Here is a 13293-nt window from a genome sequence, read left to right as displayed (position 1 = left end):
CGCACCGTTGCGGCGTCTCGCGGGACGAACCGCGTGTACGGGTGGGCGGGGTCCGGGCGAGGCTCGCCCGGCGGCAGCACGGGAGCCAGTGCCTAGAAGACCCGCTCCATCACCTGGTCCGTGTACCCGTCCATCGTGGCCGATGCCTGGAGCAGCACACCTCCCGCCCGCAGCGGGAGCACCCGGTGGAACGCGCCCGAGTCCTCCAGCGCCGCGGCGCCGCCGAGGCGCGCCGCAAGTTCCGCCGGACAGACCGTCACCCAGGCGTAGCCGCGCAGGAACTGCCCGCCCTCGCACAGGGACGTGCGCGGCTTGCGGCGCAGCACGGTATCGAGGTTGGTGAGTTCGTCGAAGTCGTCCCATTCGACGTGGCCGTAGAGGGGGTTGCTCCCATCCAGCGCGGCGTGCAGGAAGTCCACCACCGCGGTGCAGGATACGGCGTCATCCGGGGAGCTGACACTGGTCAAAGCCGATGCCCGCCAGTTGGAGTCGTCTCTCAGGACGTGGCAGGAACTTGCCCGGCCCAGGGTGGCCAGTTCCCCGCCCTGCGTGAGAAACACGAGTTGGGCGCCCCAGGGGAACGTGGCGAGCTCCTCCTCGAACTGCGGCCACGTCTTCCCGATGCGGGGGAAGCGGCGTACCAGGTCGTCGATGTCCGGGACGATCTGCGCCTCGGAGACGACCCCTCCCCCACTCCCGGCCTCCGCCTCCACCAAGCCGCGGTACAGCCCGGTGCGGGCGGTCCGGAACCACCGGACCAGCGATGCCCCAGGACCGTCCGACACCGCGGCATCGAACGAGACTTGGACGCTTACGTTCATTCCGCGACCCTACTGGTGCCCGGCAATGGGGAATCCTGCGACGATCACCACATTCCGAAGCGATCACTGAACTCGCACTTCAGGAGCGACTTCATCAGCGCAACCGGCAACATCGAGGCCGGTGTCCTGTTGCCCAGAAATCCCAGGTCACGCTGCCGGACGGCATAGCCGGAGTCTTCCTGCGTCCACCGGGCCGGCACGCTCTGTTCGACGGGTCTGTAGTGTGCGGCAATGACAAGAAGCGAGCGGCTCGCAGAGCAGTTGGACTGGTACTGGCACAAGAACCTGCGGCCACGGCTGGACGGTCTTACCGACGAGGAGTACTTCTGGGAGCCGGTGCGCGGCTGCTGGAGCATCCGCCCACGTGGCACGTCGGCCGCACCGATGTCGGCGGGTTCAGGCGAGTGGACGATGGACTTCGCGTCCTCTGCCCCGGCGCCGGTGACCACGATTGCCTGGCGGCTGGCGCACATCATCGTCTCGTGCCTGGCCTATCGGGTCGAGTGGTACTTCGACGGCCAGGACTTCGACGCCGAGGCGTTCGCCTACGCGGGGACCGCTGACGAGGCGCTAAAACAGCTTGATGAGATGTACGGGAGATGGAACGCGGGGGTCCGCGAGCTCTCGGACGTCGACCTAGACAATCCGCCCGCGATGGGTTCCGAGCCGTTTTCCATGGAGAACAGGGTCCTGCACGTCAACAGGGAGCTGATCCATCACGGCGCCGAAATTTCCCTGCTGCGCGACCTCTACCGCTGGCAGGACGGAGCCGCACCACACCGAATATGAGCCGGGTGCGGTGCCAAGCAGCAGGCGACCAGCCGCCCCCGCCACCCAGACCCCGCCGTTCGAACTCTGCGCTGGGCAAACGCCCAGACGCCGCAGGTTGTCATGTCATGCTCAGCTCAGGAACAGGCACTGAGCCCCGGGGACTCGCCGCGCTACCCTCGTCGCGGCGACCGTGATCGCCCGACTCCCGTCTACGGGCCCCACGTGGCTCGCGGCCTGGTGGACAAGGTTCTGCGAATCTCACGGTGAACACCCTCTGCCTGCACGTGATGCGTACCAGGCGCGGGACGTGGGGCTGCGCCGGAGACGAGACCCTCATGACGCGCAATCGTGCACGCAAGCAGGCCGTCCGTGCTGCGGCGGGCGAGGGCGGATACGCCCGTACGGCCCGCATGCACGCGGAAGGCTCCCGAGCCATCCATACCGCCGATGTGCAGCGCACCGCAGTCCAAGCGTTCCATCAGGCCGGCTGGCCGACGGAGAGCGATGGCTTCCCCGAAGGGGGGCAGTGGTCCGCGTACGCCGGGCCGGTGTGGTCGCTGCTCTCGCGCCCCGGCACCGGGGACACGGAAGCTCACCCCGACGACGCCGATCACCATGACCTGACGATCACTCCTGCGTTCACCTTCATCGCCCCGCCCATCAGCATCAACACCGGCGAAGCGATGGTCCTCGAGGTGCCGGGCGACACGCCCCCGCCGGAGCTGGTGAGCCAGATGTCGGCCGCGGTGGCCCGCGCGCGCGAGAGCGAGATCGCCAAGCTGGTCATCGACGCGCAGTGCGCGATCTGTGGCAACAGCTACCCGGCGCGGTACCTGCTGGCGCCCCCCGCGCCGCAGGAGCTGACCGTGTGCCCCGCCCTGGCACGTGCTGTCCCACTCTTTCGAACCGGGCACGCTGGCCGGCCACTTCCGTGGGATCGGCAGCAGCCTCGACGCCCACGATCTGGGAGTCTGCTTCATCCTGGAGGTGGGTCTCCAGGTCGTCGCCGAAGCGCTGGGCTGGGACACCCAACACTGACGCCGCGGGCTCGGTCCTCCGGTGGGAGGGCTGGGCCCGATGGTCTTCAGGCGCTCGTCTCAGCGGGGTCATGGGCTTTCCCTGCGGCCGCCTGGCCGGGGGTGGGGTCTACGCCAGGACGGTCGGCACGGTGTCTTCGGCCGTCCATTCCCCTTCGAATAGGACGGCCACCAGACGTGCGTCCGCTTCGGGGAGCTGGCTGGAGCGGTGCCTGTGGCGGGCCTTGGCCAGCCAAGCGCCGATTTCGACGCGCCTTAGACGGCGCTCTTCGGCGACATCCGCTCGGGCTGCATCGCCGCCCGAAGCCGTCACCCGCTTACTGCTGAGCGACACCTGACGACGACACCGGGAAGTCTCGGGCGCGGCGACCCAGCCCGGAAGGGAGCAGGCCTCCACGCGCAGGAAGCAGAACTCGCACCAGACGTCATCAAGGCTGTCAGGATGGCCGGGATGGGGCGCACCGGTCCCCGTCCCTGGGGGAGAGCAAGGGCATGCTGAGAGCCGGAACGACCTGTACCGACGCGATCGATTTCCTGGAGCAGGGTCTCGTGGCCGGGAGCCTCAACGACGTCTCAATCCGGATCCCTCACTCGATGAGAACGGGCGCGGAAGCCGCGGCCGAGATGCGGGCCGTGCGCAAGCGGTACGACGAGTGGACCTGGAAGGCCGCCGAGGAGCTCAACCGGCGGTTCAGCGACCGGGAGATCGCGGGACAGCTCCGCGCGGGCCGCTACCGGGCGATCCTCACCGCGCCGCTGAATGAGGCCCGGCTGATGATGTACGTGGAAATCGCCGAGCTCCAAGACTACTTCAGAACCCTGGCGAACCGTGTGCGTGCCATGCAGGAGCAGTACGGCCACGCCGGTGTCGGCCGGTACGCGGTACTGGACACGAACACCACGCTGCACTTCACGCGGTTCGACAAGGTCCCCTGGCAGCAGGTGTTCGGGAAGGGCACCGCGGTCATGTTGCCGCACGTCGTGGTCGACGAGATCGACACCAAGAGCTACCAAACCGGGGATAAGAAGATCTCCCGGCGGGCGCGCGGCGTGTTCCGGCTGCTGGAAACGGTGCTGGAAGCGGGCCCCGGGAAAGCGGCCGCGGACGACGGAACACCCGTGTTCATCGCGGCCGATGAGCCCGGGCACGCCCGCCTCCCCGTGCCGGACGACGAGCTGGTGGCCTCGGCACTGCGGCTGCACCAGGCCGTCGCTCCCGCGGAGGTGGTCGTCGTCAGCCGCGACATCGGCGTACGGACCCGCGCCCGAGCCTGGGAACTGCCGGCACGACCCCTGCCCGACAAGTACCTGATCGAGGGCGGCGAACTTCGCCAGCAGGAACTGGAACAGGCAGTCGCCGTGCTCGTGCCGGGCGGGGGCGTACCGCAGCAGCCCGACTCAGGCGCCCCTGCCTCTGACTCGGCGGCGCGTCAGACAGGGAGCGGCTCGTGAACGAGCAAAACGGGCAGGACGGATGGGGCCGTCAGGAGCATGCGGACGCGGTGGACCGCGAGATGGCCGCACGCCTGCTGCCCGACGCCGCCGTACGGGCTCTGGGCCGCTGGTGGGAGACGAATGCGTCGGCTTACGCGGACAGGACGCCCGGCGCGCACTCCGTCCGCTACACGCCCAGCCGGTGGGCGCAGATCGCTCCGTGGCCGAAGGCGCTGGCGCACACCTCCGCCAGCGGGGATGCGGCGGTCAGCAGGGCGGAGGTCGCCTCGGCCGTCGCCAACGCGCTGCAGCGGGAGGCATTCCGGGAGGCGCTGGTCGCGACGTACGTGTGGGGCAAGGGAAAACGCGGCACTCCCGGCGGCAGCGGACCCGCCGCCCTCTACAAGATTCTGACCTTTGACGGCCTCGACACGGCGCTGGCCGCCGCAGTCACCGCACTGCGCGAACACGGTGCACCCGAGGCGTACGCCGCGCTTAGAGGGCAGGTACTCGGGCTCGGGCCCGCCTTCTTCACCAAGTTCCTCTACTTCACCGGCACCGCAGTACCGCCCGCCCACGGGCCGCGGCCGCTCATCCTCGACCGCGTGCTGGCCAGACGCCTGCGGCAGATCGCCGCTGCCGTCGGCCGCGAGAGCGGCCACGACCCGGACGGCTCCATCGCCACCTGGGTCTGGTCCGACAGCAACTGGACGCCCCACCGCTACCGGGTCTACCTCTCCTTCATGCGCGCCGCCGCGGGCCAACTGGCCGCTCATGAGGGCTGGCCGTCCGGCGCGTCCCCCGACCTCCTCGAATGCGCGTTGTTCACCACGGCTTGGGAGACAACCGGCTAACGGGCACGCCGCACCTGCCAGGCCACGTGGGCCTCGGCCTGAGCCACGACCGTCGGCTCGGTGCCGGTCTCGTGACCGAGAGTGACCCGGTAGGCGACGGCTGGCACGCCGGCGGCGCGACAGACGGCGCCAGGCCCATGCCCATACCCATACACCTACTGGTGGCCGCGTCGTTGCGGGGCGACGATGTCCCGGGGAGATCACCAAGCGGGGGTGGTCATGGAGCTGACGGCCTCCTTCAGCAGCTGCCTCACCGCGCGGCGCCGGCGCTCACGCCGATGCAGGCGACGACTCAGCCGCGACCCGACGGCGCGGCCGCCGAAGTAAGCGACATATAGGCCGGCGGTATCGTCAAAGAGCGCGGCCGTGCAATCCCCCGACCACGGCCCCAGCGGAGGTCCCGGACTGGTATGGGCCCGGGCCTCACCCATTGGCGAAGCTCTACGGGCCGCGCGGGCCCGCCCATCGCCTTGGACTGTCCGCCGTTCACCATGCTCCGCGACGGCCCCTCCGACGAACCTCGTCTCCCCCCGGCTGCATGAACCAGCCCATAGACAGGTCGATTCCGGGTGCAGCACAAGATGACGGATTACGCCAACCCGTGGCTGGCCCCGTAGACCGCCCACCACACTGTCTAACTCAACACACTCCCTGTGAAGGAGAGCCTCATGGCCGGCAACTCCCTGAATTCGCGCCGCGCCCAGATCATCTGGGCGCTCGTCCCTATCGCATCGGCCGGGCTCGTCCTGGAACTGCCGTTCTTCTGGCGGGCGATGAAGACGAAGACACGCAGCGACATCTGGGCCGCCGTCGTCTTCGGTGTCGCCCAGGCCGCGGTCTACATCGCGTTCGCCGCCGACCCCAGCAAGCGCAGCGACCAGATCTCCAACGTCACCGGTTCCGTGGTGTGGGCTTGCGCGTTCGGGGCCGCTGTCGGCGCCGCGTGGCTGTACCGGCCGCTGGACAAGGACGAGCAGATGGACCGGGCCGTCCAGGACCAGCGGTCCGGCTCCTCGTACCTGACCTGATTCTCTGTCTCCCCCACGGCCGCACCCGACGCAATGGGTGCGGCCGTGCCCTTCCCATCTAGCGGTGGTTTGTTGACTGCGGGTCGGGGGCTGCTGATGCAGCGAAGGGAACGGGAGCGCCGACCATCGTTCACCATCCCGTCACACTTTGATCACTTCTCCCCCACGCTATTCCCCAACCAGTCACCGCCTGCTCAGCCGCCCTACCCGGGACAAGCGCCTTTCGGGCAGTTGCCGACACCGCCGCAGGCCCCGAAGTGGGCGCGCAAGCGGATCGCCATCCCCGCAGCAATACTCATCCTGTTCATCGGCGTCGGTATCGGATCCTCAGGAGATGACCAGAAGACAACTGCCAGTGCAAAGCCCGCTCCCCGTGTAACCGTCACCGCCACCGCAGCGGCCAAGGCCAAAGCCGAGCCCGCCCCGACCGTCACCGTGACGAAGACCGCGAAAGCCGCGCCCGCGAAGGCCAAGGCGAAGAAGACGGAGTCGGCAGCACCGAAGGACCAGGTCGTCTTCAAGGTGTGGGGATCGGCTCCGGCAGGCGTGGACATCACCTACGGCCGTCGACGGCAAAACGAAGACGGGCCACGCCCGCGGCGGATACAACATCTGCTCCGCACAGCTCAGCGGCGGACTGTTCGGCGGATGGAACTAGGGTCCGCCTTCGAACGGGCCTTGCCCAGAGCAGGAATGACGCGAGCCTGACCGCCGCCTCGTATGAGATGGCGGTCTTGTCGTATTTGGCGGCGATGCCTCGGAAGCCCTTGGGGCCGTGAAGCAGCGCTCAACTGCGTTGCGGCGGCGAAGGTGTAGAGGTCGAATGCCGGCGGCCGGCCTCCGAGGCGGTCGCGGCTGTGACGGTACAGCTGCTGGCCGTTCTGTCTCCGGCAGCGACACGATTTTGCCGACCGCGACGAGCAGAACGGTGAGGGAGAGGAGGTCTCCGGCGTCACTGCCGCAGGGGGGATTGCCGAATATCGCACTCCCCGGGGTCCTCCCCCATCTGTAATCCCACGTGCTCAGGCCTCCAGCCGGCCCTGCGTTGCGACATACGGCGATCGGCCCGGTCAATCAAGGACGTGGATGGGTTGAGGGCCCCGCCCGATGGGCGAGGCCCGGCGTCTTCGCTCAGCCGAGCGTTGCCGCGAGTTCCCCGGCCTCGGCCTCCTTCGCGGTCATCTGGACCGTGCCTCTATGGGACACCTCGACCTTGTAGTACTTCTGCCCCTTGGGGACACCGTCGACGGCAACTTTGAAAACGCAGGCGCTATACGGGGCGCCTTTCGAGTCCCCCAAGTTGCCGGTAGCCACGACGGATCCAGACGCGTCGTACACCGTGACGGAAGTACCTTCCTGGATGTCGTCGTAGCCGCCGGAACCTCGGCAGCCGCCACTGCCATCGCGGACGACCGAGGACCCGTCAGTAAGGCTGAAGAAGCCTTTGAGCGTGAAGGTGTCTGGATCGCCGGGTCCGATGTTGGCAGAGATCACCCACGCGCCACCCACAAGCGCCGCGCCGGCGGCAAGACCAAGGAGTCCGGCAACGCGCGGGCTGGGTCTGTTCTTCGAAGGCGGCATGGGCGGCTGCGGCGGCATCTCCCGTATGGCTGGCGCCTCGGTGACGGCAAGCGGTTCGGATGCTGCGGTGTCGGTATCGGCCTGTTGCGGAAATTCGTTGGTCACTGGCCCCCCAAGGACTGTGCGGAGTCGGGATGCTAGCGGCGCAGACGCACGTTACGGACGCGTCTGATCAAGTTTCATCGGATCGGGACTCCCAACGACTCCGGCTACCGACTGTCGCTGATCTTGGAGAGGAGTTCGTGAAGGTGCGGAGGTCCCGGAGAACGGCGCCGGGCACATACTCTGTCCGGGGCCGTTCGGGGCACTTCGGCTGCTTCATCCGCCTCGCTCACCACCCGCCTGCCTTCGGCACGGCAGTAGCGGCGAAGCGCAACTCGTCACCGAAGCCAGCGAGTATCCCGGTGAGGTCCTGGTCTTCACCCAGGGCGGCCACATCTCGTGGCTGGAAGTCTGATCGTGCCCGTCGTGCGGCTCAGGGGCGAGCTTTGCCCCCGCTTGCATCGGGGATCGGGCCGCCCCGGGTCGGTCAGACGGTTGACGCGACAGCGAGGACATCCTCGCAGACGAGGATGTCGAACGGACGCACACCATCGGCGACCACGTGAACCCGGACGACGACACCATGAAGGCGAAGGCCCTCGACCATAGAACCACAGGTGGCGTGGCGACGCGCTGGGCCAGTCTCGACATTGCCCAAGAGGCCGTCGACAAGGCCGTCACCCAGTGGCTCGAACACAGTCCGGACAACGTGGGAAAGCTCCAGAAGTGGCAGACGGAACAGGCACAGAGAATGGGCAAGAAGAAGCCGACCGCGCTCAAGACGATCGAGTGGGAGGTGCGAGACCTTGACACCAAGGGTGCCCCGATCGGCTACAAATGGGTCAAGAGCGGAACCACGGCCGACAAATTCGCGGTCACGTCGCGAAAGGTCGTCGTCCAACTGAAGTACATCGGCAGGGGAAACCGTGCGCACCCTCATGGCAAGTGGGTCGTCTATACCGCCTATCTGGAGGGGTGACCATGACACACGAACCTGAGAGCGACGCCGACGACGATTTCGTCGAGGTCGAATTCATCGAAGACATCTACGTGACGGACATCGGGCTGACATGGCTCGCCTCGCGATGGCGCGTGCTGGAAGAGTTCTACAGGGAACATTTCCCGCCCCATGCCGCCGAACCCGGCCCCGTCGCGGTGTGGCTCATGCTTACGGAAACGTCGCTCGACCAGTTCGACCGTTCCAAGGCCGCACAACTGGGCCAGGACGTGCAGCGACTGCTGCGCTCACCCTTGCCCGACGAGACGATCCGTACGGTGTGGCTCGCCGCCACGCACGGCATCCTCGACCCGGCCGAGCACGGGATGACGGCCCGTACCTGGCTGCGGCGGATCGAGGAGGCGTGGCTGGCCCGCGTGCGCCAGGACGATCCGGCGTTCGTACCTCCGCCGCCACAGCCGGTGGTCGACGAGGAACTGCGGCAGGCTGTGATCCAGGTGATCCACTCGGTCGAGGAGCCGTTGCGCCTCGCCTCGGAGCAGCCCCCGTACGGGGTTCCGGCGACCGGCCTGGTCCCCGCGTTGGAGCGGGTGGTCACCGAGGCGTGCGCCGACCTCGGCTACCGGCTCTTCCTGCGCGCGGTGAAGACCTGCTTCGTGTCGGTGCCGGCCAACGGGGTGACGTACGGCAGGTTCGTAGCCCTCGGTGAGCGGTTCGGCTACCCGTACTGGCTCGTGCGCGAAGGGCTCAACGACCGGACCGACTGACGCCGAGAGGCGGGGGTGGGCGGACGGACAGAATCCGCCCACCCCGTGGCACCCGGCAACGACGCGACGCTTCCCCCGCACGTCGGGAGTGTCGTGCTGCTTGCACGCTTCGGGGCCGAGGGCGGCCTCCGGTGTGTCCCCGCCACAGGCGTCCGTGGATCGGGAGGGATCGGCAGGCCCGATCGGCGAGTACGACGGTTGGGTCGGGTCCTCGGCCCATCGGACTGGCCGACTCGCCGAAGGCTCGGGGGCCCATGATTACTCGCCCGCGGCAGCTCCCGATACCCCGCGGCAGCGCTCGACGAGGAGGCCCAGGCAGTACGCCGTGATGCATGGTCGAACAGCCATAGCGACAGGGACGGCATTCACCTGAGCTCGACAGCGTAAAGGTCGCCATTGAATTCCCACCCGTCGGCGCCTTCGCCGATATCCGCGTTATGGCAGCACTGGAAGGCGAGTTCGGGAGGCACCTGGGCGGGTGCGGCGAATCGAACAGTCCACGAGATCCGACAGCGGTCTGCGCGTCGCGAGTACCTCACGAGGGTTCAGCGGGGCATGCCAACGGCTCGGGCGATGACGGCGTCGAAGGCGCGGTCGGGCAGGATCCGGCGCAGGGCGATGAGGGGGCGGGCTCCGAAGCCTGTGGCGTAGCGGGTCTTGGGGCGGCGTGCGGTGACGGCTTTGCCGATGGCGTCGGCGATGACGGAAGGCGGGGAGTTGCGCTTGGCGTTGGCCTCGGAGCGCAGGGAGGAGGCTACGGCGGCGGCCTGCGCGGCGTAGGCGCCATCGGCGGAGGACTTTTCCAGCTTGTCGGCGGCTATACCGCCCCACTCGGTGGCGATGCCGCCGGGTTCAATCACGACAACGTCGACACCGAAGGGCTTGGCCTCCAGCCGCAGGCAGTCGCTGAGGGCTTCCAGGGCAAACTTGGTGCCGTGGTACCAGCCGCCGAGCGGGGTGTAGATCTTTCCGCCCATGGAGGTGACGTTGACGACGGTGCCGGCGCGCTGGGTGCGCATGCGGGGCAGGACGAGCTGGGTCAGCCGGATCGCGCCGAAGACGTTGACCTCGAACTGGTAGCGGGCCTCGTCCAGCGTGACGTCTTCGAGCGCGCCGTAGGAGCCGTAACCGGCGTTGTTGACGAGCGCGTCGATGCGACCTGTTTCGGCAGTGATCTGGTCGATGCCGGCCTGCATGGAGGCGTCGTCGGTGACGTCCATGGCCAGGGGACGGATGCCGCGTTCGGCGAGCGTGTGCAGCCGGTCGGTGCGGCGGGCGGCTCCGTAGACGGTGTAACCGAGCTCCTGGAGCTTGAGGGCGGTGGCTTCGCCGATGCCTGAGGAGGCACCGGTGACGAGGGCGGTCTTGACGGGCATGGCGGAGTCCTCACGAATAAGATGAACTGTGGTTCACCATCTATATCGAACCCAGGTTCACCTTGATGCAAGTGGAAGGGCAGGCACCTCCGTGACCCCAGCAAGGGCGCCGCGCGCCGACGCGGTCCGCAACCGTAAGAAGATCCTGGCCGCCGCCGGCGAGCAGATCACCGCGCACGGCCCCGAGGTAGGCATGGACGAGATCGCCGCCGCGGCGGGCGTGGCCGTGGGCACCCTGTACCGGCACTTCCCCACCAAGACGGACCTGGTCGCGGCGGTCGTCGCCGCATACATCGCCCGCGTCGCCGACGACGCCGAGACCGCGCTCGGTCGCGTCGAGGCCGGTGCCCATGCTGTGGACGAGCTGACCGCGTTCCTCAGGCGCGTCGTTGAGGCGTCAGTGACCGACCGCGCCGTCAAGGCCGCTGCCCAGACCCTGGGTGCGGAGCCGGGTGACCGCGCTGATGAGGACCGCGCCGGTGCCGCTGTCGCCGCCCTCATCCAAGTCGGCCAGGCTGACGGCGACATCCACCCCGACGTCACCGTCAGCGACATCTACCTGCTGTTCTCCACCGCGCCCACCGACCAGCCACCGGCGGCCCGCGCCCGCTGGCTCGCCCTTGTCACGCCCGGGCTGACCACCCGCACCCGGGAGGCAGGGAACTGACGCATGGAGCCTCGGACAACGGGTCACATGGCTTCGCGGCGGTGTTGACCACCTTGTAGCGGACGATGTACTGGGCCGTGGTGCGGCCTCTCGTGCAGGGCGGGAGGACCCCGTACGGACCCTCCCTGTATCCCTTGTCCGGCGGACAGCAACGGGCCCCACAGCATGGCTCAGGCGTCCGTCTCGACCAGGCGGGGAAGGGGGCCTGTCGGACGACAAGGGCCGCCTACGCCATGGCGGCCGGAACGGCGCCCGTTCACTGGCGGTCCGGCTGTCAGCTGCAGTCGCGGGCGATATGCCGACCGACGGCCATCCAGACCGGCTCGGCCGGTTCCTGGGACACCACACCCGTGAGGCCATCCAGGTGCTGGATGGCCTCACGGGTGATGTAGCGGTCGGGGTCGGGGGATTGCAGGTAGCGGCGCAGCAGGTCGGCGTGGGGTTCCGACGGTCTGACGCCGTCGTTCACCATCTGCGACTGCTGCTTCATCGAGTTCTGCTAGGAGGACCATGTGGACGCTGGAGTGAGTAGCGCACGAGCCGCATGGATCCAGGCAGACTGCCCCTGGCGCGGGCCGGAAAGCAAACGACCGACAGGTTGGGACCCGCAGCTGCAACTGGTCCACAGCCTGAAGCTGTCGTAGGCCCGGGCAGTGGACAGCGGGACACAAGCCGCAAACTCTGTTCCCAGGAGCGTATGATCACGAGTCGGGCATCGTCGCCTTCGCCGACGCCCTGGCCCAGCGGCTCATGAGCGCCTGGACGTGCGTCACCAGCCGCGAGCGCATGTGGCGCGACGACGCCTTCACAAGTACGATCCTCGCCCACGCTTCCCGGTCTGCCGACCAGTGAGCGCGCGCGATGATTCTGTGCCCGCGCACCCGCGTCCGCTGCACGGGCGAGAGCCCGTCCGCACCCGAAGCCCCCTCCCCCACCCACCACACGCTCTGAGGCCACTGCAGTGCCCGGGCCAACCGGGGCCGTCGTGCGGGGCACCCCACCGATCCGCTCCCACCGCGGACCACGCCAACGACGATCCGCCAAGCGTCACGGCGACAGGAGCTACATCTACGACCACCTGCGCCAATGGCCGTGTTCCCGGAACAGCACCCCGCACATCACGCGCAAGGACATCGAGCCTCCCAAGAGCTCCCACAACTTGCTGGGCACCAGCTACTGCACCATCTCCATGCCGTGAACAACGAGAACCCCGACGGAGGGCTGATAACCGATGTGGTCAATGCTGTCCCGGACGTCTCACGAACAAGATCCTGAGAGACCATGACCGACTACCTGCAAGCCGTCTTCGCCATGCTCGGCCCCAAAGAAGACCGGTTCTTTGAGCCTGCCGCCTGGCTCAGGCTGGAGAAGGAAATCGGCAGAGCCCTGCCGGCGGACTACAAGCAGATCGTCGACGCTTACGCGCCGGTGCAGATCAACGAACACCTCTACCTCCACCATCCGGCATCTGAATGGTTCAACCTGGCCGAACACGTACGCTCGACGTCGGCCTCTTGGACTGAAAGCGCATGGGAGTCCTACGTCACTGAGCCGGAGAACGACCCTCGCATCTTCTGCAACCTCCCGCAGCTCAGCTTTGGAACCTCCGAGGGTCTGATCCCCCTCGCCTCCACCGACCAGGGGGGACAGGTCTTCGCGGCTACCAAAGTCCTCGGGATCTCTGCGGGCGTGGTTGTCCAGGGCTCGGAAGGTGACTGGGCAGGACACGCGATGACCTTCGCCGAATGGTTGTGCGGTACCTGGTCGGCGAAGAGATGATCGGCTGGGACAGCGCGGTCTTCTACCCGGGCCCTGTTCTGTTGGAATACCTGCCCACAGGGCCGAACCAACGCACGTGGGAGACGTACGGACCGGAACGCGGCATATAAGCCCTCACACCGACCGAGACACCTTCTGCAGCGCACCCCATGCCGAGGTGCCCTCAACCAGTAGGCCC

At 67.9% G+C, this 13293-nt stretch carries 15 protein-coding genes; 10 read left to right on the top strand and 5 right to left on the bottom strand.

Annotation, left to right across the window (positions count from 1 at the left end; translation table 11 throughout):
• Positions 1 to 92: 92 nt before the first annotated feature.
• Complete coding sequence (locus IO36_RS24785) at positions 93 to 821, bottom strand: hypothetical protein (RefSeq protein ID WP_037623067.1); 729 nt, start codon at positions 819 to 821, stop codon at positions 93 to 95.
• 231 nt (positions 822 to 1052) lie between these two features.
• Here IO36_RS24785 and IO36_RS24780 point away from each other — a divergent pair, with 231 nt between their 5' ends.
• The gene (locus IO36_RS24780) at positions 1053 to 1610 is read left to right on the top strand and encodes a DinB family protein (RefSeq protein WP_037623065.1); all 558 of its coding nucleotides are present in this window, start codon (positions 1053 to 1055) and stop codon (positions 1608 to 1610) included.
• Positions 1611 to 2202: 592 nt separating this feature from the next.
• Here the strand turns inward: IO36_RS24780 and IO36_RS24775 are convergent.
• Complete coding sequence (locus tag IO36_RS24775) at positions 2203 to 2379, bottom strand: hypothetical protein (RefSeq protein ID WP_158997476.1); 177 nt, start codon at positions 2377 to 2379, stop codon at positions 2203 to 2205.
• Positions 2380 to 2477: 98 nt separating this feature from the next.
• Here IO36_RS24775 and IO36_RS46955 point away from each other — a divergent pair, with 98 nt between their 5' ends.
• The 5 genes from IO36_RS46955 to IO36_RS47450 all read left to right on the top strand — a co-directional run bounded on the left by IO36_RS46955 (position 2478) and on the right by IO36_RS47450 (position 6653).
• Positions 2478 to 2630, top strand: a complete 153-nt coding sequence (locus IO36_RS46955) for a hypothetical protein (RefSeq protein WP_158997474.1) — start codon at positions 2478 to 2480, stop codon at positions 2628 to 2630.
• 491 nt (positions 2631 to 3121) lie between these two features.
• Positions 3122 to 4081 carry a PIN domain-containing protein gene (locus IO36_RS24770; RefSeq protein ID WP_037623060.1) on the top strand — a complete coding sequence of 320 codons (960 nt, stop codon included), beginning with the start codon at positions 3122 to 3124 and terminating at the stop codon, positions 4079 to 4081.
• Positions 4078 to 4917 carry an 8-oxoguanine DNA glycosylase OGG fold protein gene (locus IO36_RS46950; RefSeq protein WP_037623056.1) on the top strand — a complete coding sequence of 280 codons (840 nt, stop codon included), beginning with the start codon at positions 4078 to 4080 and terminating at the stop codon, positions 4915 to 4917. Before IO36_RS24770 ends, IO36_RS46950 begins: the two co-directional genes overlap by 4 nt.
• 668 nt (positions 4918 to 5585) lie before the next feature.
• Positions 5586 to 5945, top strand: coding sequence for a hypothetical protein (locus tag IO36_RS24760; RefSeq protein ID WP_037623051.1), 360 nt, complete (start codon positions 5586 to 5588; stop codon positions 5943 to 5945).
• Positions 5946 to 6041: 96 nt separating this feature from the next.
• Positions 6042 to 6653 carry a hypothetical protein gene (locus tag IO36_RS47450; RefSeq protein WP_167347416.1) on the top strand — a complete coding sequence of 204 codons (612 nt, stop codon included), beginning with the start codon at positions 6042 to 6044 and terminating at the stop codon, positions 6651 to 6653.
• A gap of 423 nt (positions 6654 to 7076) precedes the next feature.
• On the opposite strand, the gene IO36_RS48330 is transcribed toward IO36_RS47450, so the two are convergent.
• Positions 7077 to 7631: a hypothetical protein gene (locus IO36_RS48330; protein ID WP_245173465.1), complete on the bottom strand. Its 555-nt coding sequence runs from the start codon at positions 7629 to 7631 to the stop codon at positions 7077 to 7079.
• Positions 7632 to 8082: 451 nt separating this feature from the next.
• Between IO36_RS48330 and IO36_RS24745 the strand changes: the two genes are divergently transcribed.
• Positions 8083 to 8547, top strand: a complete 465-nt coding sequence (locus IO36_RS24745; protein WP_342455128.1) for an RNase A-like domain-containing protein — start codon at positions 8083 to 8085, stop codon at positions 8545 to 8547.
• A 2-nt stretch (positions 8548 to 8549) separates the two neighbouring features.
• Positions 8550 to 9293, top strand: coding sequence for a hypothetical protein (locus IO36_RS24740; protein ID WP_051900911.1), 744 nt, complete (start codon positions 8550 to 8552; stop codon positions 9291 to 9293).
• A 545-nt stretch (positions 9294 to 9838) separates the two neighbouring features.
• Here IO36_RS24740 and IO36_RS24735 read toward each other — a convergent pair.
• Positions 9839 to 10669 carry an oxidoreductase gene (locus IO36_RS24735; protein WP_037623048.1) on the bottom strand — a complete coding sequence of 277 codons (831 nt, stop codon included), beginning with the start codon at positions 10667 to 10669 and terminating at the stop codon, positions 9839 to 9841.
• 91 nt (positions 10670 to 10760) lie between these two features.
• Between IO36_RS24735 and IO36_RS24730 the strand changes: the two genes are divergently transcribed.
• Positions 10761 to 11336 (top strand): TetR/AcrR family transcriptional regulator, encoded by a 576-nt coding sequence (locus tag IO36_RS24730; RefSeq protein ID WP_037623047.1) that lies wholly within the window; start codon positions 10761 to 10763, stop codon positions 11334 to 11336.
• Between the two features lie 274 nt (positions 11337 to 11610).
• Here the strand turns inward: IO36_RS24730 and IO36_RS24725 are convergent, their stop codons facing one another.
• A complete protein-coding gene (locus IO36_RS24725; protein ID WP_158997472.1) occupies positions 11611 to 11826 on the bottom strand; it encodes a hypothetical protein in 216 nt (71 codons plus the stop codon).
• Positions 11827 to 12617: 791 nt separating this feature from the next.
• Between IO36_RS24725 and IO36_RS24715 the strand changes: the two genes are divergently transcribed.
• Positions 12618 to 13115 (top strand): SMI1/KNR4 family protein, encoded by a 498-nt coding sequence (locus tag IO36_RS24715; RefSeq protein ID WP_245173463.1) that lies wholly within the window; start codon positions 12618 to 12620, stop codon positions 13113 to 13115.
• The last annotated feature ends 178 nt before the right edge of the window (positions 13116 to 13293 follow it).

Origin of the sequence: Streptomyces aureus, assembly GCF_000725495.1 — a bacterium.
In the GTDB taxonomy this organism is placed as follows: domain Bacteria; phylum Actinomycetota; class Actinomycetes; order Streptomycetales; family Streptomycetaceae; genus Streptomyces; species Streptomyces aureus_B.
Note: the sequence above shows the minus strand (reverse complement) of the source record. Positions and strands in the feature narration are given on the sequence as shown.